The sequence below is a fragment of the Candidatus Enterococcus willemsii genome, from assembly GCF_009933335.1.
GTDB classification, from domain to species: domain Bacteria; phylum Bacillota; class Bacilli; order Lactobacillales; family Enterococcaceae; genus Enterococcus_F; species Enterococcus_F willemsii.
In genome coordinates this window covers 1-20,187 of record NZ_MAEL01000015.1, presented here as the reverse complement: position 1 = coordinate 20,187, position 20,187 = coordinate 1, and the positions used below count along the sequence as shown (strand labels likewise).

Sequence of the window (20,187 nt, the reverse complement as noted above, 5' to 3'; positions counted from 1 at the left end):
ACAATCATAGGCTTTTTTTCATGAAATAATTTTAAAGGAGTGGATAAATAAATGAATAGTTATCAAATGGATCCGAATGTACAAAAGAATCGTTGGTGGATTTTAATTTCTGTCTCGATGTTTACGTTTATGTCTACCTTAGACGGTAGTATTGTGAACATTGCTTTGCCAACGATGTCTAAAGATATGAATGTACCAATGAACCAAGCAGAATGGATTGTCTCGATTTATTTAATGATTGTTTGCGCATGTTTGCTATTATTTGGAAAAATCGGTGACAGTATTGGAAAAATTAAAGTTTATCAAATAGGAACACTGATCTTTACTTTTGGATCATTATTGTGTGGGTTTAATCATTCTCTTTTATTTTTATTATTTGCCCGGGTAGTACAAGCGATTGGTGCAAGTATGACGATGGCAACTAATTCAGGAATTATTACGGAAGTATTTCCCATGAATGAACGTGGTCGTGCTTTAGGTTCAATTGGTGCTTTCGTCTCATTAGGTTCAATTGCAGGACCAGGATTGGGTGGGATTATTTTATCTCAATTTTCTTGGCCATATATTTTTTGGATTAATGTGCCAGTCGGAATTATCACGATGATTGCAGGACTGAAATTTTTACCAAAAGATATTACAATGACGAAGCAAAAAGTCGATAAATTAGGTTTTATTAGTTTCGCAATGTTTATCATTACGTTCTTTGGTGCAATTTTCTTAGGGCAAGAAGAAGGTTTTATCCATGCGTTGCCGATTAGCTTATTTGTTTTAGCGATTCTTTCGTTTGTTGCATTTATTTTAATTGAGAAAAAAGTACGTGTACCAATGATTGCTTTTGCTATTTTTAAAAATAAAATTTTTACTTTAAGTTTAATTAGTGCCTTAGTTATCTTTTCATCGAATTTTTTTGTCAATGTTGTGATTCCATTTTATTTGCAAAAAGCAAGAGGACTGGATCCTAGTCAAGCAGGGATGTTGATGATGATTTTTCCATTAGTTATGGTTGTTGGTTCTCCGCTTAGTGGCTATTTAACAGATAAGATTGGGCCAGGAAAATTAGTCTTAACAGGTTTAACGATGCTTTCAATTACGCAATTAATGTATATGTTCATGGATGTTTCCACACCTATTTGGTATTATGTGTTGGCTACAGCGATTATGGGATTAGGAAATTCGTTATTCCAATCGCCAAACAATATGATGGTGATGAGTAGCGTAGCGAAAGAAGACCTTGGTGTTGCTAGCAGTATGAATGCTTTTGCTCGTAATTTAGGAATGGTTATCGGGATTGCGCTATCAACAACTGTTTTATATGCAGCAATGAGTCAAAGCGTGGGTGAGCGAGTAACCACTTATATTAACAATCGACCAGATGTCTTTATTGATGGGATGCGTATTACATTCTTAGGTTCGTTGTTATTATGTTTGTTTTCATTAGGTTTAAGTATTTGGCGTATTCGTAAGAGCAACAAATTTTGAAGGAGAAGAAGGGACTTTGAATAAAGTGCCTTCTTTTTTTAAACGTTACTTCTCAAAAAGAAGTTCTTCCGCTAAAATGAAGTAAAACAAAGGAGCAAAAGAATGAAAAAAAAAGTAACCATCAGTCAAGTTGCTGAACAGGCAGGCGTTTCGAAAACGACAATCTCTCGTTTCTTAAATGGTCAGTATGGTAATATGTCGCAGGAAACCAAAGAACGTATCGCCTCAGTCATTGCAACTTTAAATTATCGACCTAATCGACAAGCACAGGCTTTGAAATCTAAACGAAGTTATCTGATTGGGGTTGTGGTAGCTGATATCTCTAACATGTATTCATCCTTATTGTTAAAGGGAATTGGAACGATCTTAGAAAAAAATCAATACCAAATGATTATTATGGATGCAGCTAATTCTGTGAAGCAAGAACATGAATTATTGGAAAAACTGATTGATCAAGGAGTAGAAGCTATTATTTTACAGCCTTCCTCAAGAAATGCTGAGAACTATCAATTTATTCAAGAATATCATATCCCACTTTTGTTAGTTGATCGTCAAACAGAACCTGCAATCTGGCCTTTAGTTACGACAAATAATGAAGAAACAGTCAAAGAAATTTTAGAAAAAGCGCTACAAAAAAATTATCATGATGTCGTTGTAGTGAGTGAACCTTTACAAGATGTGATGACAAGAGAAATCCGATATCAAACAGTCAAGCAAATGACAGAAAAGATGGGAAAAGCACATCAGCTTTTAGAAGTTGAGCAGACAACAAATATGAAAGCTAAAGTCCTAGAGTTAGTTGCGGATACTAATTACCATTTATTGTTTGCTTCTAATGGTCGGGTATTAATGGAATTATTGACTATTCTAATTGAAGAAAAGATTAATATACCAGAACAAATAGGAGTTACAGGTTTTGATGATTGGAACTTAACAGCGCTAGTCGGTCCAGGTATCACCAGTATAGAGCAACAATCCCAACAAATTGGAGAAGTTGCTGCTGAGGAAATCATTCATTTTTTAACACTTGGCAATGAGCTACCTGCAGAAGTAATTGTTCCTTCAAAAGTACAATGGAGATACTCTGTTTAGTTTTGTTATTTTATAAAAAAATTTTTGAAACGGCGCCTTTGGAAATCGGTTTCCAAAGGCGTCGTTCTCTTTAATTTTAGAATTGTTTTTGTTTTTAATTAAAGTAAGCGTTGACATTTTTAGGAAACCGGTTTACTATTTGTTTATAGAAACCGGTTAACTAATTGAAAGGACAGTGTTTATGAAGAAAGACAATATTGTGTTAAATTTATTAGTATTTGCTGAAAAAATCGAAAATGGAGCATTACAAGCTGATTTATTACAAGAGGCAAGCGATTTAGGTTTTGAAAAAGTTGAGATTAGAAGAGAATATTTTAAAAATTTATCTCAAGAAAAACACGTTATTCAGCAACGAGCAAATGATTTAGGTATCGAACTTTTTTATAGTGTACCTGATGAGGTATTTGTTGAAGGAAAAGTCAATGATTGCTTACAAAGTTACTTGGAAGAAGCAAAAGAGATGGGTGTTAGACATATCAAGTGGAATATCGGTGACTTCCAAGAGAGCTCTTCACTCGATGATTTAGAAGAATTAACGAATCATGGTATTCAGATTAATGTAGAAAATGATCAAACACAAGGCTCTGGAACGATTCAACCTATTTATCAATTTATGGAAAAGGTTAGTGAAAAACAATTGTCAATTGGTTATGTCTATGATTTAGGGAATTGGCGATTTGTTGGAGAAAATGAACAAGATGCTGTAGAAAAACTAGGTGATTACGTACGTTATATCCATGTAAAAGATGTGTGCTATCAAGACGGTAAACCCCAAGCAGTTGCTTTAGATAAAGGCGAAATTGAGTGGCGAAAAATCTTATCACAATTGCCAATGGATATACCAGTTGCGATTGAGTATCCGACAACTAGTAACAAAGAAATTTTCCAAGCAAAACAAAAATTAGAGGAGTGGTCGTAGTGGTAGAAAATCAAACAAAAATTGATCCAGAAAAATTTGCTTATCAATTTATGAATAGTCTCCAACACAATGGAGAAAAAGTTGAGATGGAAAAAGCTGCAAAAGAATCCTTGGCAGCCTATTTAACTGCTTATTATTTAGCACAACGCTTCAATCATTTAGAAAATACATTTTTTGAAGAAGACCACCAACGACCAATCTCTGCGTACCAACGAATTTTAAGTGAATTAAATCAATATTAGGAGGCTATAACATGGGTGGAGCAATTACAGGAATTTTGTTAGCGATTACTTTTGTTGTATTTGTTTTATATGCAATGAAAGGCGGTAATTTAACAGTCGGATTTTTTATCATGGCTGTTCTATGGACAATTATTGGTTTAGTTCCTTTTAATCAAGCAATTAAAGAAATTTTTACAGATCCAGTATTGAATTATGGAAAGACCGCATCCTATATCATTTTTGGATCATGGTTCGGGCGTGTGTTAGTTGATACAGGAATTGCTGGAAGTATTAGCCGACGCACAGAAAAAGTCGGGAAGAAAAATCCCGTGTTAGCCACTGTATTGATTGCCCTTGTCATCGCTTTGATTTTCACTAGTTCTTATGGTGTTGGTTCTGCGATTGCTGTTGGTGTGATTTTATTTCCGATTATGTTTTCCATTGGTGTACCTAAGCCAATTGCTGTCAGTGTGTTTACAATGTCTATCGGGGCTGCGATGTATGTGAATAACGTTTTGTTTGTTCAATTTCAAGTATTTTTCCCAGAAGTTTCTTGGGACGCGCACTATCAACGTTTTGGCTTTGTAGCGATGATTGTACAAATGATTATTGTGTTACTCTTTATTATTTTCAATGCAAAAAAAATAAAGAATGGTACACCAGAAATTGTGGCATCAGATTCAGATGAGGTCATTCAAGAAGTACCTATTTGGACATATATACTACCAGTATTACCCGTTGCTTTGAGTATTTTTGCAAAATGGGATGCTGTACCGGCACTTTTACTTTCTACAATTATTGCCTTTTTAGCGACTGGTAATATGAAATCGTATCCACGATTTGTCAAAATGATGAATGAAACAGCAACACATGCAATTAGTGATATTTCTGGTTTATTAATCATGTTATTTGTTTTGACGATGTTCCAATCAGCTGCTGTTCATGCGATGTCAGGCTTTACTGAGGTATTCCAACAAATTATTCCAAGTAGCAAATTAGTGATGGTCATTATTATTGCGATTCTGGCACCACTTTCGTTTTTCAGAGGACCATTGATGTTATATGGTGCTGGGGCAGCAGCGGCAGCAGTTTTAGTTGGAACAGGAAAATTTGATCAATACTTTTTATATGGTTTATTAGTTGTGCCTTCCATGATGGGTGTATCAGCTTGTATTACACAATCTTGGAACTTATGGGCAGTTCAATATGCGCGATTAGATACAAAAACTTTCCTATCGACAGGGATTCCTTGGGCGTGGGGCGCTACAGTTTTGAATTTAATTGCAGCATTATATCTATTATAAATAAGTCGTCTTATAAGAGAAGGAGAATGAAGAATGAGTGAATTTTTAACAATAGGCGAACCTATCGCTTTATTTGGATCAGAAGAAATTGATAAAAGTTTAAAAGAAGCAGCCCATTTTCAAAAATTTTTAGCAGGTGCAGAAGTTAATGTGACTGTTGGCGTTTCTCGATTGGGACATAGTACGCAATATATTACCCGCTTAGGGAAGGACCCATTTGGTGAATTTATTGTCGATCAGCTCCATGAAAATCGGATTGGCACTGATTATATTGATACGACTGCAGATTATTGGACCGCTTTTCAATTAAAAGACCGTGTGAGTCAAGGAGATCCTAGTATCTTTTATTTTAGGAAAGGATCCGCTGCTTCCCATTTTAATGTCAAAAATTTAGATAACATTGATTTTTCTGAGGTCAAATTGGCACATTTATCAGGAATTTTCCCAGCGATTTCTATGGAAGCATTAAAAGCTTTTCGCTATTTTGTTGAATTATTGGAGCAAAATAATATTCAAACGACATTTGACCCTAATTTACGCCCTCAACTTTGGGCAAGTCAAAAAGAAATGGTTACGACAATTAATGAGTTGGCAACACATGCGGATATTATTTTACCTGGTATTAATGAAGGGGAAATCTTAATGGGAAGTCGCCAACCAGAAGAAATTGCTGATTTTTATTTAAATAATAGTTCCAAAACGAAAACTGTAGTCGTGAAATTAGGTGCGGAAGGCGCTTATGTGAAACAAAAAGACGGTTCTTCATTTACAGTTCCAGGATTTCATGTAGAGGAAGTAGTTGATACTGTGGGAGCTGGTGATGGTTTTGCAGCTGGTTTAATTACGGCATTAATCGAGGGCGAAAACTTAGAAGCTGCTGTACTTCGAGCAAATGCTATTGGTGCTTTAGCAGTACAATCTCCTGGAGATAATGATGGTTATCCAACACCTGAAGAATTAGCAAAATTTTTAGCAGAGAATGGGGTGTCCGTATCATGAAATTACAAGCCGCTATTGATCGAGTGACCTTAGAAGAAGCCTGTGCTTTAGCATCGCAATTAGATGGACGTGTTGATATCGTAGAGATGGGGACTTCTTTAGTTAAAGATTATGGCAACGTAGCAATTGAAAAATTAAGACATGTTTTAAAGAAGAGTGCATTATTAGTCGATAGTAAAACAATAGATGAGGGTGCATATGAATTTAATCAAGGATATACATTTGGTGCTGATATTATAACGGTAATGGGAGCAGCTTCCTACGATACCTTACAAGCATGTTATGAAGTTAGCCAGCGATACAATAAGACGATGATGATTGACCTATTGGAAATTCCAGATGAAAAAATCCAACAAATACTTGATTTTCCTGAAGCAATCTATGCGATACATCATTCAGTTGATAGAGAAACAAAGCAAGATGCCATTTCAAGTGTAGCTTTGTTTCATGAAAAATTTCCACAAATTAAACGTTTGGCTATTGCAGGCGGGATAGATTTAAGCCAAGCTACTGCTCTAGCACAACAAGATTTAGTGGAAGTTGTCATTGTTGGTTCAAAAATTACAAAAGCTTCTTCCGTAGATAAAGCAGTTAAACGATTTATGAAGGAGATTAAAAGCGATGATACAGTCAGTTATGAATGAAATAAATGAAGTAATGAAATTAGTAAGCGAAGAAGAAATTGAAGCGGCGTTACCTTTTTTTAAAAAAGAAAAACGTATTTTTATAACTGGTGCTGGTCGTAGTGGCTTTCAAGCAAAAGGATTTGCAATGCGTTTAATGCACATTGGTTATCAGGACTACGTGATGGGAGAGACCATTACACCATCTATTCAGAAAGGAGACACTTGGGTAGCTATTTCTGGTTCAGGGACAACGAAAGGTATTTTAGCAGATACAGAAACTGCAAGAAACCTAGGCTTAGATGTGATTGTGCTGACAAGTGATGTATCTTCTCCGTTAGCAAAACTTGCTGACCGAGTGATTATTATCCCCGGAGCAACGAAAACAGGTGCAGGGTTAAAATCTATCCAATTGTTATCAACTTTATTCGACCAAACCGTGCATATTACTTTAGATATTTTAACATTAAAATTGGCACAGAGAGATGAGACGTCTAATGCTGATGCTTTACAAGAACATGTGAATGTGGAGTGAATGAGATGAAAAAAGTAGAAATACTCAATAAAATCGCGCATGCAGGTATTGTAGCCGTAATTCGAGGAGAAACTTCTGCTGAAGCAATCAAAAGTAGTCAAGCAATTCTTGCAGGAGGTATTCAAGGAATAGAAGTCACATTTACTGTTCCGCAAGCAGAAACAGTCATTTATGACTTACAACAACAGTATCAAAATCATCCGGAAATTGTGATTGGAGCGGGGACCGTTTTAGATGCTGTCACAGCTCGAATTGCAATTAGTGCGGGTGCTCAATTTATTGTTAGTCCGTGCTTTGACAAAGAGACAGCAAAATTATGCAATTTATATCAAGTGCCTTATTTACCTGGATGTATGACAATCACTGAAATAAAGACAGCATTGAGTTATGGTGCAGATATTATTAAGTTATTTCCGGGGAACCTTTCAGGACCGAGCGCCATTAAAGCTTTCCGTGGACCATTGCCAACAATAGAAATTATGCCTACAGGTGGCGTCAGTCTAGAAAACCTACATGAATGGTTTGAAGCAGGAAGCATTGCAGTTGGTGTCGGTGGTAATTTATTAGCGCCCGCTAAAAATGGTGATTTTGATAAAATGACGGTTTTAGCTCAACAATATTACCAACGATATCAAGAAGTTATTCATTTAAAATAAAAAATTAAAAAAGAGTTTGCAGCGATGGTTGCAGACTCTTTTTCAACTGACCAATTCATGGTATACTAAAAAAGTTCGTGAATACGATGAAGTATTCAACATGAGTTTGAAAGGAGTAACTATTTTTTAATAGTGCACATACAATGAATAATCCAAATTTAAAACAACAAGTAGATAGTCGCCGTTCATTTGCAATTATTTCCCATCCGGATGCCGGAAAAACGACAATTACCGAGCAATTATTGCTATTTGGTGGTGCGATTCGCCAAGCAGGAACAGTTAAAGGGAAAAAAACAGGCAATTTCGCTAAATCTGACTGGATGGAAATTGAGAAACAACGTGGGATTTCGGTAACGAGTTCTGTCATGCAATTTGATTACGAAGGGAAACGTGTCAATATCTTGGATACCCCAGGACATGAGGATTTCTCAGAAGATACCTACCGAACATTGATGGCTGTCGATAGTGCCGTGATGGTTATTGATAGTGCTAAAGGGATTGAAGCACAGACGAAAAAACTTTTCCAAGTTGTTAAACGTCGTGGTATTCCGATTTTCACATTTATTAATAAATTAGACCGTGATGGCCGTGAACCATTAGATTTATTAGAAGAATTAGAGGAATTATTAGATATTGAATCTTATCCGATGAACTGGCCAATTGGTATGGGGAAAGGAATGGAAGGTCTTTATGATATTCATAACAATCGAGTAGAATTATATCGACCAGAAAATTATGACGGTGAACGTTTAATTCCATTAGATGACAATGGAGAAATCCCTGCTAGCCATCCATTGACAGAAAAAAGTATCTATACACAAGTTTTAGAAGAAGTAGAATTGTTAAAAGAAGCTGGCGATGAATTTGATACTGAAAAAATTGCACACGGGAATCAAACACCAGTCTTCTTTGGTTCAGCTTTAACTAATTTTGGTGTCCAAACATTCTTAGAAACATTTTTACAATTTGCACCAGCACCATATGGTCACAAAACAATGGATGATCAAACAGTAAGTCCGTATGAAGAAGAGTTTTCAGGCTTTGTTTTTAAAATCCAAGCGAATATGAATCCCGCTCATCGTGACCGTATTGCATTTGTCCGTATTTGTTCAGGAACTTTTGAACGAGGAATGGATGTAACCCTTGAACGTACAGGTAAAAAAATGAAATTAAGTAATGTCACACAGTTTATGGCTGATGCACGTGAAAATGTACAAGAAGCAGTAGCTGGCGATATTATTGGGGTTTATGATACAGGGAATTATCAAATTGGCGATACATTATATGAAGGAAAATTAAAAGTAGCTTACGAAGAGCTACCATCATTTACACCAGAATTATTTATGAAAGTCACTGCTAAAAATGTGATGAAACAAAAATCTTTCCATAAAGGTATTTATCAATTAGTTCAAGAAGGTGCTATCCAATTGTATAAAACCTATTTAACTGATGAATATATTATCGGTGCAGTCGGTCAACTACAATTTGAAGTATTCCAACATCGGATGTTAAATGAATACAATTCAGAAGTAATTATGACACCAATGGGCCATAAGATTGCTCGTTGGATTGAACCAGAAGATTTAGATGAAAAAATGAGTTCAAGCCGTAACATCTTAGCCAAAGACCGTTTCGACCAACCATTATTCTTATTTGAAAATCAATTTGCGGAACGTTGGTTTGCGGATAAATATCCAGATGTGAAGTTGAAAACGTTGATGTAATAGTGATACGTATATTAGTCCTCTTTTGTTGAAAGAGGGCTTTTTGTATAGCTAGACAGCGAGTAGTTCTATTTTTGGAAATCAAAAACACCATAGAACAAGTCAACTTACTTAACTTGCTTTACGGTGTTTTCAATTAATTAAATAGCTTTAGGAATTGAAATTTCCACAAAATTATCATTAGTGATTGTGGACATATTAGCTGTGTCTAATGATTTAGCTGTACTTTTTTTTAAGAAGTAGTCTTTAATTGTTTCAATCTCTTGTGGCAAAATATTTCGTTTATTATTAACCATTAAAATTTCATTGTGAAGTGGAGCTACTGTATAGACGACGGTTGTGTCTCCTGCAGTATAAACCTTGACCATTTCAGCATCAGTGTTTTCTAATTGCTGTAAAACTAATCTGGAGTGGCTATTTGTCACATTGATTAATTTCATATTTTTCACCCCTCAATTTATATCTTCTACTATTAATTATAAATTTTTTTTGAAAAATGAAAAGAAATAGCACTTGAAATGAGCAAAAAAACTGAGAGCCACGATTCGTAACTCTCAGTTTTTTTTAATTTTAATTTTCTTGTTCTGGATTCTCCACAACACTTGTATCCGCTGCTTGGACAATAATTTTATCGTCTTGCATAGTTGCTTCTAACTGAGTGATTTGTGGATGATCTAAATAGAATTCTGCGATACCATCTTCGATTTGTTCTTGAATGGTGCGTCGTAATGGACGTGCGCCCATTGAAGGATTGTATCCCAATTCAACTAGCTTTTCTTTGACTTCTTGTGTTACGTCAATGTGTAGATGTTGATTTGCTAACATATCATTGACTTCATCAAGCATTAAGGAAACAATTGTTAATAAGTTTTCTTTGCTTAATGGTTGGAATTCAATAATACCGTCGAAACGATTTAAGAATTCTGGTGTGAAGTAATTGTGCAATTGATTCAAGATTGATTTGGTAATTCCTTCGCGAGAGGCACCAAAACCGACATTGGCTTCGGTTTTACCAGATCCAGCATTACTTGTCATGATAATAAGTGTATCTTTGAAGCTCACTGTTCGACCTTGAGCATCGGTCAACCGACCATCGTCCAAGATTTGTAAGAACATATGCAAGACATCTGGATGGGCTTTTTCTATTTCATCCAATAGAATCAAGCTGTATGGATTACGGCGAACTTTTTCTGTTAATTGACCCGCTTCTTCATAACCAACATAGCCAGGAGGTGAACCAATTAATTTCGAAATACTGTGTTTTTCCATGTATTCAGACATGTCAAAGCGAATCATTGAATCTTGTGAGCCAAACATTTCGTAAGCTAATTGTTTAGCAAGCTCTGTTTTTCCGACTCCTGTTGGACCTACGAATAAGAATGAGCCAATCGGACGATTCTTTTTGCTTAGACCAACACGATTACGGCGAATAGCTTTAGATACTTTATTAATGGCTTCTTCCTGTCCAATAACGTGAGCATTCAAATCATCCGCAAGATTTTTCAATTGTGTTTGTTCTTTTTCTTTTAATTCACCAACTGGAATACCTGTACGTTCTTCCACAATTTGTTCCATTGTTTTTTCATCAATGATTGGTGTTTCTTCATCACTGACTTGGTGTTCTTTCATTTTTTTGAACTTATTGATTTGATCTCGATAGTAAGCAGCTTTTTCAAAATCTTCTTCTTGAGATGCTTGTTGTTTTTGTTGTTGAGCTTCAGCTAATTTTTTATCGATGACTTTTGGATCAACGAATTGAATTGTTAAGTTTTCTTTTGAACCAGCTTCATCCAATAAATCAATAGCTTTGTCAGGTAAGAAGCGATCTTGAACGTAACGGTTAGATAGGACCGCAGCTGCACGAATGGCTTCATCGGTATATTTTACATGATGATAGTCTTCATAACGTGGTTGCAAGCCTTTTAAAATGGTAATGGTTTCTTCGACAGAAGGTTCATCGACACGTACAGGCTGCATACGACGTTCTAAAGCAGCATCTTTTTCGATGACACGATATTCAGCTAAGGTTGTTGCACCGACCATTTGTAATTCGCCACGCGCTAATGCGGGTTTTAAAATATTTCCAGCATCAAGGTTGCCCTCGCCAGCATTTCCTGCACCAACGATTTCGTGAACTTCATCTATGAAAAGAATAACATTTTCAGCAGCTGTAATTTCATGAATTAATTTTTGCATTCGTTCTTCAAATTGCCCACGAATTCCTGTACCTTGCACTAAAGAAGCAACATCTAAACGGATGACTTCTTTGTTTAATAATTTTTGTGGGACATCGCCGTCAACGATTTTTTGTGCTAATCCTTCAACAACGGCTGTTTTACCAACACCGGGTTCACCGATCAATACTGGATTGTTTTTTGTTCGGCGATTTAAAATTTCAATGACCCGTTTGATTTCTGAATCACGTCCGACAACAGGATCAATCTCACCATCACGTGCTTGTTGTGTAATATTTATTCCATATTCACCTAAAATACCTTGTTGACCATTATTGGTAGGTGGTTGTTGCCCGTTAAAATTATTTTGATTGCCACCTGCTTGTGTAGGTGGTGTTTGATTATAAGCTGAATTTCCTGGTTGCATTTGTTGAGACATTTGTCTGAAGAAATCATCTAAGCTACCAAAACCAAACGGATCTTGTTGCATGGCACTCATTTGATTTCCTTGTCCTTTGATTTTTTGATAACAACTTTGACAATAATCAATTTGTTTTCTTTGTCCGGCTACATTTGCATATAAATGAATAGTTGCTTCATTTTTTCCACAATTTTGGCAAAGCATAGTGTCTCACGACCTTTCAATTTGTTTCAAAGGAAAAAGTTGAAATTTCAACTGACCAACTTTGACCTTTGATTCTATTATACAATTTTTTAGATGATGTGCAAGTAATTGAACTATCAAAAAGAAAGTGAATACTTGCGGATTATAGGAAAAGCTATATAATTTCTTTAGTCAGTAAAAGAATGGAGGAGAGAACATGGTTGATGAAAATCCATACACATCATTAATTGAACAATTAATGACTGGAGAAATACCAGAAATAGTTGTTGAAAGAGATGATTTTTTTACCTTTCGAGAAGTTTGGAAAGAGCATCCGCAGCGCGTCCAAATAGTGGGTGAAGCTGATTTAAACGGGAAAATTATTTATCGCTATCAACCGGATCGTAAATAAAATGCTATTTTATTAGGAATTGATGGAATAATTCAGGAAAACGGTTGTCTAACTAACAAAAAAATGGTAATCTTAACAATTGAAAGGGTCGTTAATTCTGTTTTGTTTCATGGGAGTTGACAAAAGTAAGCCCTCACAAAAATTTATATATCACGAAGGAGATTGATAATATGGAAAAGAAAGATTTTCACGTAATTGCTGAGACAGGAATTCATGCACGTCCAGCTACATTATTAGTTCAAACAGCGAGCAAATTTAACTCTGATGTTAATTTAGAGTACAAAGGTAAATCAGTTAACCTTAAATCAATCATGGGCGTTATGTCTTTAGGTGTTGGCCAAGGTTCTGACGTTACTATTACAGCTGAAGGTGCAGACGAAGCGGATGCAATTGCAGCAATCGTTGAAACAATGAAAAAGGAAGGATTGTCTGAATAATGGTTGAAATGCTTAAAGGAATTGCGGCGAGTGATGGAGTAGCAGTTGCAAAGGCATATCTTTTAGTTCAACCTGACTTGACTTTCCAAAAAGTTACAGTTGAAGACACATCTGCTGAAGAAGCACGTTTAGATGATGCATTAGCTAAATCAACTGAGGAGTTGCAACAAATTCGTGATAAAGCTGCCCAAGCTTTAGGCGAAGAAGAAGCACAAGTATTTGACGCTCATTTAATGGTTCTGAGTGACCCAGAAATGATTGGACAAATCAAACAAAACATTTCAGATAATAAAGTTAATGCTGAGTCTGGATTAAAAGAAGTTACAGACATGTATATTGGTATGTTTGAAGCAATGGAAGACAATGCGTATATGCAAGAGCGTGCTGCGGATATCCGCGACGTTGCAAAACGTATTTTAGCTCACTTGCTACAAGTAACATTACCTAATCCGTCTATGATTAATGAAGAAGTGGTTGTTATTGCACATGACTTAACACCAAGTGATACAGCGCAGTTAGACCGTAATTTCGTTAAAGCATTTGTAACAAATATTGGTGGACGTACTTCTCATTCAGCGATTATGGCACGCTCATTAGAGATTCCTGCAATCGTTGGAACAAAAGATATTACTGATAAAGTAAAAGCTGGCGATATTGTAGCAGTAAACGGTATTGAAGGGGACGTTATTGTCAATCCTACAGACGAACAAGCTGCAGAATTCCATAAAGCTGGTGAAGCTTTTGCTGCTCAAAAAGCAGAATGGGAAAAATTAAAAAATGCCCAAACTGTGACAGCTGATGGTAAACATTTTGAATTAGCTGCAAATATCGGTACACCAAAAGATTTAACTGGTGTTCATAACAATGGTGCAGAAGCAGTAGGTCTTTACCGTACTGAATTCTTGTACATGGATTCACCTGATTTTCCAACTGAAGAAGACCAATACAATGCATATAAAGCTGTATTGGAAGGCATGGATGGTAAACCAGTTGTTGTCCGTACAATGGATATTGGTGGGGATAAAGAGTTACCTTACTTGACATTACCACATGAAATGAACCCATTCTTAGGTTACCGTGCATTACGTATTAGTTTATCTGAACTTGGCGATGATATGTTCCGTACACAATTACGTGCATTATTACGCGCTTCTGTTCATGGACATTTACGTATCATGTTCCCAATGGTAGCAACACTGAAGGAATTCCGTGCTGCTAAGAAAATGTACGAAGAAGAACGTCAAAAATTAGTGGATGAAGGCATTGCAGTAGCAGACGATATTCAAGTAGGTATTATGATTGAAATCCCTGCAGCAGCTGTTTTAGCTGACCGTTTTGCAAAAGAAGTAGACTTCTTCAGTATTGGAACAAATGACTTGATTCAATATACAATGGCAGCAGACCGTATGAACGAACAAGTTTCTTACTTGTATCAACCATATAACCCATCAATTTTACGTTTAATTAAAAACGTTGTTGACTCAGCACATGCTGAAGGTAAATGGGCAGGTATGTGTGGCGAAATGGCCGGCGATCAAATGGCTGTTCCATTATTAATGGGTATTGGATTAGATGAGTTCTCAATGAGTGCAACTTCTATTCTAAAAACACGTAGCTTAATGAAACGTTTAGACACAACTAAGATGCAAGAACTTGCAAATCGTGCGCTTAAAGATTGCGACACAATGGAAGAAGTCGTTGCGTTAGTTGAAGAATACGTTGGTGAATAAGTTTTTAAATTCTTATTTGAAATAATGAAAGGCGCTACTCCTCTGGTTATTAACTGAGAGGGTAGTGCCTTTTTTTAATTAAAAAAACTAAATGCTGCTTGGTTTTATACATCAGTTAAACTAAAGGGATTTTTTTGAAATCAATAATAGCGTGAATACATTTTCTGTTTAATAATTTTTTTAATTCTAATGCATCATAGAGTTTGTCAAAGATGTGTACTTCGCTGGTTTCTAAGTTGACTACTTCATAAATTAATTTATAATCATTCATCGAATCGCCCCTAGTTTATTTATATCACTATTTGGTGGTCAAAAACCAAAATATACTTAAACGTTGCATATTTTGACTTGAACGTTATGTTTTTCATTAGTACACAGATAATTGAAAATTTGATAGAATAGTTACTAGTCAGTAAGCATCTTTTTTAACGAACAATTTTGTCATGTGATTGGATTAAAAACTTGAAATAATAAGAAATCTCAGTGATAGGAATTAAATTATTGCAAAACTAAGACTATGGTTGGAGTATTATCAAGGTATGCTATGATATACTATTTGTAATTGAAGACAAGGGAGGAGACTTTCTTGAAAGTTCTTATCTATTTTGAAAGCGAACGGCTGATAAAAAAATCAGGTATTGGTCGTGCACTAGAACATCAAAAAGAAGCATTAACCAGTGTAGGAATCGAGTACACGTTAGATCCAAATTGTGAAGACTATGATATTTTACACATTAACACTTATGGTATTAACAGTTTGAGTATGGTGAATCAGGCAAAAAAACGTGGTAAGAAAGTCATTTATCACGCACATTCAAACGGAGAAGATTTTAAAAATTCCTTTGTAGGATCAAATCAAGTAGCTACATTTTATAAAAAATATTTAATTAAATTGTATTCTGAAGCAGATCGTCTGATTGCGCCTACGATATATGCCAAAGAGATTTTAGAAAGTTATGGAATAGAAAAACCGATTAGTGTTATTTCAAATGGTATTGATTTAGCATCTTTCAAACCTAATCAAGAAAAAGAAAAGAAATTTCGAGAATATTTTAAATTAGAGGACTCACAAAAAGTAGTTATTTCAGTAGGTCTTTATTTTCATCGTAAAGGACTGCTTGATTTTGTAGAAGTAGCGCGAAAGTTCCCACAATATACCTTTATTTGGTTTGGTCATACACCATTGTATGCAGTACCAAAAGAGATCCGTCAAGTGGTACAAGGAGATCATCCCGACAATGTTATTTTTCCAGGATATATCAAAGGTGAAATTATTGAAGGAGCTTATTCAAATGCAGATTTGTTTTTCTTCCCTTCTTATGAAGAAACGGAAGGAATTGTCTTGTTAGAAGCGTTAGCTAGTCATCAGAATGTACTGGTACGAGATATTCCTGTATATAAAGGTTGGTTAGAAAAGAATAAAAACGTTTATATGGGGCAGACGAATGACGAATTTCAGGAGCTGATTGCAGCTATTATTGATAAAAAAGTTCCGGATTTAACTGAAGCAGGTTTCTTAGTAGCACAAGAAAAAAGTATTGAAAATGTTGGTTTAGAGTTAGAAAAAGTATATCAAACGGTGCTGACAGAAAAGAGAGAAGGCTATTAGCAGTTTGGAGGGAATATTGTGAAGATTGGTTTCTTTACAGACACTTACTTTCCTCAAGTGAGTGGTGTTGCTACATCAATTAAAACATTAAAAGAAGAGTTAGAAAATAAAGGGCACGAAGTTTATATCTTTACAACAACTGATCCGCATGCATCAGAATTTGAAGAACGGATTATTCGTATGCCCAGTGTGCCGTTTATTTCATTTAAAGATCGTCGAATTGTTGTTCGCGGAATGTGGTATGCGTATTTAATTGCGAAAGAATTAGAATTGGACTTGATTCATACACATACTGAATTTGGTGCAGGTATGTTGGGGAAAATGGTTGGTAAAAAAATGCATATACCTGTGATTCATACATATCATACGATGTATGAAGATTACTTACATTATATCGCTAAAGGAAAAGTATTGCGCCCAGTACATGTTAAATATTTTTCACGAATGTTTGCAAATCATTCGACAGGCGTGGTATGCCCAAGTGAACGAGTTATTGAAAAACTAGAAAGTTATGGGGTTATTCGTCCTATGCGAATTATTCCAACTGGAATTGAGATAGAGAAGTTTAAACGTCCTGATATTACAGAGACAATGAAACAAGAGCTACGCCATTCTTTAGATGTGCAAGACGATCAGCTGATGGTATTATCTTTAAGCCGCATTTCTTATGAAAAAAATATCCAAGCTATTATTTATGGCTTACCAGAAGTGATTGAAGCATTACCTAATGTTCGGTTAGTGATTGTTGGCAAAGGACCTTACAAAGAAGAATTGGAAGAATTGGTTCATGAGTTGGGATTAGATAAGTATGTTCGTTTTGTTGGTGAAGTAGCCAATGAAGAGGTAGCGTTGTATTATCAAGCCGCAAATTATTTCGTTAGCGCCTCTACTTCCGAAACACAAGGCCTAACCTATACTGAAGCGATGGCAGCGGGTACCCAAATGATTGTTGAGGGAAATGATTATTTGAATAATTTAATTAGCCATCCTTCTCTAGGGAAAACGTTTGCGACAGATGATGATTTTGCTTCTGCCTTTATTCAATATGTACAAGAAGGCATTGCCAAAAATTCTGAGGTGCTAGAAAAGAAAATGTATGAAATTTCTGCTGAAAATTTTGGTGAGAAAATGCTTGCATTTTACCATGATATGTTACTTTATTTTGAAGAATTGCAAGGAAAAGACTCTGAAGACACAGTAGAAAAATTAAAAACACGATTACGATACTTTAAATGAAACTAACGATTATTCCTATAAATATTCACGTTTTTGGCGTATACTAAAAACGTGAATATTTATTTTTTTTTAGGAGGAAATAGAATGAAAATTGGATTTATTGGAACTGGTGTCATGGGACATGCAGTAGTGAATCATTTGATGAACGCAGGGCATGAATTATTTGTTTTTAACCGTACAAAAAGTAAAACCGATGATCTTGTCGCAAAAGGCGCTACTTGGAAAGCAACACCTAAAGAAATTACTGAAGCGAGTGAATTGATTTTTACGATGGTGGGCTATCCTCAAGACGTAGAAGAAACTTATTATCAACCAGAAAAAGGTATTTTTTCAGCAGATGTAACGGGGAAAATTTTGGTTGATTTAACAACGAGCACACCTTCTTTAGCAACTAAAATTTATCATACAGCGAAAGAAAAAGGAGCAAGCAGTTTAGATGCGCCGGTTTCTGGAGGCGATTTAGGGGCGAAAAATGGGACATTGACTATTATGGTTGGCGGTGAGGAAACCATCTATCAAACTGTTCTACCAATCTTTGAACAATTTGGGAAAACCTATATGTTACATGGAGATGCTGGAAAAGGCCAACATGCAAAAATGGCGAATCAAATTATGATTGCTGGTACAATGACAGGGATGACTGAAATGTTGGTTTATGCAAATCAAGCAGGCTTGGATTTAAATAAGATTTTAGATACGTTGGCTGGTGGTAGTGCCTCAAACTGGTCAATGATTAATTATAGTCCGCGAATTTTAGCAGAGGATTACTCTCCGGGATTTTTCGTTAAACATTTTGTTAAAGATTTAAAAATTGCCTTGGATGAAGCGAAAAAGATGAAAATCGAACTACCAAGCACTAAATTGGCAGAAGAACTTTATGAAAAATTAGAAAAACAAGGATATGAAAATGATGGTACGCAAGCTTTAATTAAACTTTGGTGGCAAGATGGACAAAAACCTTAAAATTTAAAAAAATTTCGCAAAAACGGTGCATGTGGCGCGGTCATTTGATACAATGTAACAGAAATGAAAAAAGGGAGGCACTATGAATGAAAAGTTCACAATTAGTCGCTATCATCAGACGTCTTGAGGCCATGATTGAAGCACAAGACAGCGAGGTACAAGTACGACGTTTTGAAAAAGAAGGCGTTGAAAAATGTACAGTCACTTATGACAACTCGACAGAGACCTTTGAATTAACGGAAGCTGAATCTAATCAGCCGTATCAATTTGATAATGTTGATATCGTTGCAATGGAAATTTACGATTTAATTCAATAGTAAAAGGACGTCTAAAGAGGAACTTCCTCTTTAGACGTCTTTTTAATGTAACTAAATAAAATCCATAAAGGGTCAAGTATAGTTTTAGTTAATTTGATGGGAGTTGCGTACTGGCTTATAGGAATAAATAACTCATTTTCTGGTAAAATTTTTGTATGAATGATTTGCCCATAAGAAATTTGATAATGTTTACGTTGATTTTGAATTGGTAAAGAAAAGATTATCTCTTTTTGATGAATAAAATGATTGATTGCTTGGGTGTGATTAAAAAAATAATCTAATATTTCTAAATCTGCTACTAATGCTTGTGCTAATTCAAAATGCATCGCTTCTGAAAGGCTGTGTATTCTTTGGAGCATCCATGCACGATACGAAGCATTTTCTCCGGTGAAAAATTGGTTGATTTCCTGTAAGCGTTGCTCTAGCGGAATCAATTGCATGTCAGGTAATTGTTTGGTTAACGAAAGCATTGTAATATGATTAATCCATGGAAGTTGATACAATTCACTCAACAAGCGAATAATTTCAGGGAGACGTTTGTATAGTCGGAAAGGTCCTAAGCTATTAGCAGTAGCCTCTTCAGTCAAATAGATGCCCTCTTGAGTAATTGTGACATAATTATAGCGTAAAGAAAAATTCATCTGACGATTATACAAGGGATGATATTTTTGAATATAGTTACATTCCAATAAAAGGGCGTCTAGTTCAGTATCAACCTGAATGATTTCCAAATTTGCGATGTTAAAGACCATACGCAGCACTTTTTTTGAGTGTTGCGTATTTTTTTGAAAATAAGAGCGTACACGTTGATGCAAATTTTTGGCTTTGCCAACATAAATAATTTTATCTTGCGCATCTTTCATTAAGTAGATGCCGGGCGTATGAGGCAGTTGTTTAACAAAAGTTTCAATTTTTTTATTTGGATACAAAATTCTCGTCCTTTCAATCAACAACTATTTCCTTGAAGATAGCAGAAAATAAGGAAAAAAGCGAATTTACTTAATAGAAATTTAAAAAAATAACCGAAAAATACGCTTGTTCAGATTTTTTTATGCAAAAAATAGAAGAATATGGTAAAATTGTTTGAAAGTCAAAGTATATTTGGCGGGTTGCATTTTTTTTGATTTTAAATTATAGTTTGATAGTCAAAAGA

At 35.4% G+C, this 20,187-nt stretch carries 21 protein-coding genes; 17 read left to right on the top strand and 4 right to left on the bottom strand.

What is annotated here, in order from left to right; all coding sequences use genetic code 11:
• Nucleotides 1–51: 51 nt before the first annotated feature.
• The 10 genes from BAU17_RS02560 (at nt 52) to BAU17_RS02515 (ending at nt 9,552) form a co-directional block, all read left to right on the top strand.
• Nucleotides 52–1,479 carry an MFS transporter gene (locus BAU17_RS02560; protein ID WP_161901254.1) on the top strand — a complete coding sequence of 476 codons (1,428 nt, stop codon included), beginning with the start codon at nt 52–54 and terminating at the stop codon, nt 1,477–1,479.
• 102 nt (nt 1,480–1,581) lie between these two features.
• The gene (locus BAU17_RS02555) at nt 1,582–2,571 is read left to right on the top strand and encodes a LacI family DNA-binding transcriptional regulator (protein ID WP_161901253.1); all 990 of its coding nucleotides are present in this window, start codon (nt 1,582–1,584) and stop codon (nt 2,569–2,571) included.
• Between the two features lie 181 nt (nt 2,572–2,752).
• Entirely contained in the window at nt 2,753–3,490 is a 738-nt protein-coding gene (locus BAU17_RS02550) for a sugar phosphate isomerase/epimerase family protein (RefSeq protein ID WP_161901252.1), read from the top strand.
• The gene (locus tag BAU17_RS02545) at nt 3,490–3,732 is read left to right on the top strand and encodes a hypothetical protein (protein ID WP_161901251.1); all 243 of its coding nucleotides are present in this window, start codon (nt 3,490–3,492) and stop codon (nt 3,730–3,732) included. Before BAU17_RS02550 ends, BAU17_RS02545 begins: the two co-directional genes overlap by 1 nt.
• 11 nt (nt 3,733–3,743) lie before the next feature.
• Nucleotides 3,744–5,015: a gluconate:proton symporter gene (locus tag BAU17_RS02540; RefSeq protein WP_161901250.1), complete on the top strand. Its 1,272-nt coding sequence runs from the start codon at nt 3,744–3,746 to the stop codon at nt 5,013–5,015.
• Between the two features lie 33 nt (nt 5,016–5,048).
• Complete coding sequence (locus BAU17_RS02535; RefSeq protein ID WP_161901249.1) at nt 5,049–6,014, top strand: sugar kinase; 966 nt, start codon at nt 5,049–5,051, stop codon at nt 6,012–6,014.
• Nucleotides 6,011–6,658, top strand: a complete 648-nt coding sequence (locus BAU17_RS02530; RefSeq protein ID WP_161901248.1) for an orotidine 5'-phosphate decarboxylase / HUMPS family protein — start codon at nt 6,011–6,013, stop codon at nt 6,656–6,658. The genes BAU17_RS02535 and BAU17_RS02530 overlap by 4 nt, the downstream gene beginning before the upstream one ends.
• Nucleotides 6,636–7,172 (top strand): 6-phospho-3-hexuloisomerase, encoded by a 537-nt coding sequence (hxlB, locus tag BAU17_RS02525; protein WP_161901247.1) that lies wholly within the window; start codon nt 6,636–6,638, stop codon nt 7,170–7,172. Before BAU17_RS02530 ends, hxlB begins: the two co-directional genes overlap by 23 nt.
• Nucleotides 7,173–7,177: 5 nt before the next feature.
• Nucleotides 7,178–7,828, top strand: coding sequence for a bifunctional 4-hydroxy-2-oxoglutarate aldolase/2-dehydro-3-deoxy-phosphogluconate aldolase (locus BAU17_RS02520; RefSeq protein WP_161901246.1), 651 nt, complete (start codon nt 7,178–7,180; stop codon nt 7,826–7,828).
• 143 nt (nt 7,829–7,971) lie between these two features.
• A complete protein-coding gene (locus BAU17_RS02515; RefSeq protein WP_161901245.1) occupies nt 7,972–9,552 on the top strand; it encodes a peptide chain release factor 3 in 1,581 nt (526 codons plus the stop codon).
• A 140-nt stretch (nt 9,553–9,692) separates the two neighbouring features.
• Here the strand turns inward: BAU17_RS02515 and BAU17_RS02510 are convergent, their stop codons facing one another.
• Both BAU17_RS02510 and BAU17_RS02505 read right to left on the bottom strand, forming a co-directional pair.
• The gene (locus tag BAU17_RS02510; protein WP_161901244.1) at nt 9,693–9,992 is read right to left on the bottom strand and encodes a DUF1827 family protein; all 300 of its coding nucleotides are present in this window, start codon (nt 9,990–9,992) and stop codon (nt 9,693–9,695) included.
• Nucleotides 9,993–10,122: 130 nt separating this feature from the next.
• On the bottom strand, nt 10,123–12,351 hold the full coding sequence (locus BAU17_RS02505; protein WP_161901243.1) for an ATP-dependent Clp protease ATP-binding subunit: 2,229 nt from the start codon (nt 12,349–12,351) through the stop codon (nt 10,123–10,125).
• A 196-nt stretch (nt 12,352–12,547) separates the two neighbouring features.
• Here BAU17_RS02505 and BAU17_RS02500 point away from each other — a divergent pair, with 196 nt between their 5' ends.
• From BAU17_RS02500 to ptsP, 3 genes are all read left to right on the top strand, one after another.
• Nucleotides 12,548–12,742 (top strand): hypothetical protein, encoded by a 195-nt coding sequence (locus BAU17_RS02500; protein ID WP_161901242.1) that lies wholly within the window; start codon nt 12,548–12,550, stop codon nt 12,740–12,742.
• 170 nt (nt 12,743–12,912) lie between these two features.
• Nucleotides 12,913–13,179: a phosphocarrier protein HPr gene (locus BAU17_RS02495; protein WP_161901241.1), complete on the top strand. Its 267-nt coding sequence runs from the start codon at nt 12,913–12,915 to the stop codon at nt 13,177–13,179.
• Complete coding sequence (ptsP, locus tag BAU17_RS02490; protein WP_161901240.1) at nt 13,179–14,909, top strand: phosphoenolpyruvate--protein phosphotransferase; 1,731 nt, start codon at nt 13,179–13,181, stop codon at nt 14,907–14,909. The genes BAU17_RS02495 and ptsP overlap by 1 nt, the downstream gene beginning before the upstream one ends.
• A 115-nt stretch (nt 14,910–15,024) precedes the next feature.
• Here the strand turns inward: ptsP and BAU17_RS02485 are convergent, their stop codons facing one another.
• Nucleotides 15,025–15,180: a hypothetical protein gene (locus BAU17_RS02485; RefSeq protein WP_161901239.1), complete on the bottom strand. Its 156-nt coding sequence runs from the start codon at nt 15,178–15,180 to the stop codon at nt 15,025–15,027.
• A gap of 315 nt (nt 15,181–15,495) precedes the next feature.
• On the opposite strand from BAU17_RS02485, the gene BAU17_RS02480 reads away from it, so the two are divergent.
• The 4 genes from BAU17_RS02480 to BAU17_RS02465 all read left to right on the top strand — a co-directional run bounded on the left by BAU17_RS02480 (nt 15,496) and on the right by BAU17_RS02465 (nt 19,034).
• Nucleotides 15,496–16,518 carry an LTA glycolipid anchor biosynthesis glycosyltransferase, IagA/BgsA family gene (locus tag BAU17_RS02480; RefSeq protein WP_161901238.1) on the top strand — a complete coding sequence of 341 codons (1,023 nt, stop codon included), beginning with the start codon at nt 15,496–15,498 and terminating at the stop codon, nt 16,516–16,518.
• A gap of 18 nt (nt 16,519–16,536) precedes the next feature.
• On the top strand, nt 16,537–17,754 hold the full coding sequence (locus tag BAU17_RS02475; protein WP_161901237.1) for a glycosyltransferase family 4 protein: 1,218 nt from the start codon (nt 16,537–16,539) through the stop codon (nt 17,752–17,754).
• An 84-nt stretch (nt 17,755–17,838) separates the two neighbouring features.
• Complete coding sequence (locus BAU17_RS02470; protein WP_161901236.1) at nt 17,839–18,717, top strand: NAD(P)-dependent oxidoreductase; 879 nt, start codon at nt 17,839–17,841, stop codon at nt 18,715–18,717.
• Between the two features lie 86 nt (nt 18,718–18,803).
• Nucleotides 18,804–19,034, top strand: a complete 231-nt coding sequence (locus BAU17_RS02465; protein WP_161901235.1) for a YkuJ family protein — start codon at nt 18,804–18,806, stop codon at nt 19,032–19,034.
• A gap of 11 nt (nt 19,035–19,045) precedes the next feature.
• On the opposite strand, the gene BAU17_RS02460 is transcribed toward BAU17_RS02465, so the two are convergent.
• The gene (locus BAU17_RS02460; protein WP_161901234.1) at nt 19,046–19,963 is read right to left on the bottom strand and encodes a GIY-YIG nuclease family protein; all 918 of its coding nucleotides are present in this window, start codon (nt 19,961–19,963) and stop codon (nt 19,046–19,048) included.
• Between the last annotated feature and the right edge of the window lie 224 nt (nt 19,964–20,187).

What these genes read in the sequence shown, in the direction of transcription:
- ptsP (WP_161901240.1), top strand. Translation starts at nt 13,179, where the DNA reads ATGGTTGAAATGCTTAAAGGAATTGCGGCGAGTGATGGAGTAGCAGTT.
- BAU17_RS02510 (WP_161901244.1), bottom strand. Translation starts at nt 9,992, where the DNA reads ATGAAATTAATCAATGTGACAAATAGCCACTCCAGATTAGTTTTACAG.
- BAU17_RS02470 (WP_161901236.1), top strand. Translation starts at nt 17,839, where the DNA reads ATGAAAATTGGATTTATTGGAACTGGTGTCATGGGACATGCAGTAGTG.
- BAU17_RS02505 (WP_161901243.1), bottom strand. Translation starts at nt 12,351, where the DNA reads ATGCTTTGCCAAAATTGTGGAAAAAATGAAGCAACTATTCATTTATAT.
- BAU17_RS02465 (WP_161901235.1), top strand. Translation starts at nt 18,804, where the DNA reads ATGAAAAGTTCACAATTAGTCGCTATCATCAGACGTCTTGAGGCCATG.
- BAU17_RS02485 (WP_161901239.1), bottom strand. Translation starts at nt 15,180, where the DNA reads ATGAATGATTATAAATTAATTTATGAAGTAGTCAACTTAGAAACCAGC.
- BAU17_RS02555 (WP_161901253.1), top strand. Translation starts at nt 1,582, where the DNA reads ATGAAAAAAAAAGTAACCATCAGTCAAGTTGCTGAACAGGCAGGCGTT.
- BAU17_RS02515 (WP_161901245.1), top strand. Translation starts at nt 7,972, where the DNA reads ATGAATAATCCAAATTTAAAACAACAAGTAGATAGTCGCCGTTCATTT.
- hxlB (WP_161901247.1), top strand. Translation starts at nt 6,636, where the DNA reads ATGATACAGTCAGTTATGAATGAAATAAATGAAGTAATGAAATTAGTA.
- BAU17_RS02520 (WP_161901246.1), top strand. Translation starts at nt 7,178, where the DNA reads ATGAAAAAAGTAGAAATACTCAATAAAATCGCGCATGCAGGTATTGTA.
- BAU17_RS02500 (WP_161901242.1), top strand. Translation starts at nt 12,548, where the DNA reads ATGGTTGATGAAAATCCATACACATCATTAATTGAACAATTAATGACT.
- BAU17_RS02550 (WP_161901252.1), top strand. Translation starts at nt 2,753, where the DNA reads ATGAAGAAAGACAATATTGTGTTAAATTTATTAGTATTTGCTGAAAAA.
- BAU17_RS02495 (WP_161901241.1), top strand. Translation starts at nt 12,913, where the DNA reads ATGGAAAAGAAAGATTTTCACGTAATTGCTGAGACAGGAATTCATGCA.
- BAU17_RS02560 (WP_161901254.1), top strand. Translation starts at nt 52, where the DNA reads ATGAATAGTTATCAAATGGATCCGAATGTACAAAAGAATCGTTGGTGG.
- BAU17_RS02530 (WP_161901248.1), top strand. Translation starts at nt 6,011, where the DNA reads ATGAAATTACAAGCCGCTATTGATCGAGTGACCTTAGAAGAAGCCTGT.
- BAU17_RS02540 (WP_161901250.1), top strand. Translation starts at nt 3,744, where the DNA reads ATGGGTGGAGCAATTACAGGAATTTTGTTAGCGATTACTTTTGTTGTA.
- BAU17_RS02535 (WP_161901249.1), top strand. Translation starts at nt 5,049, where the DNA reads ATGAGTGAATTTTTAACAATAGGCGAACCTATCGCTTTATTTGGATCA.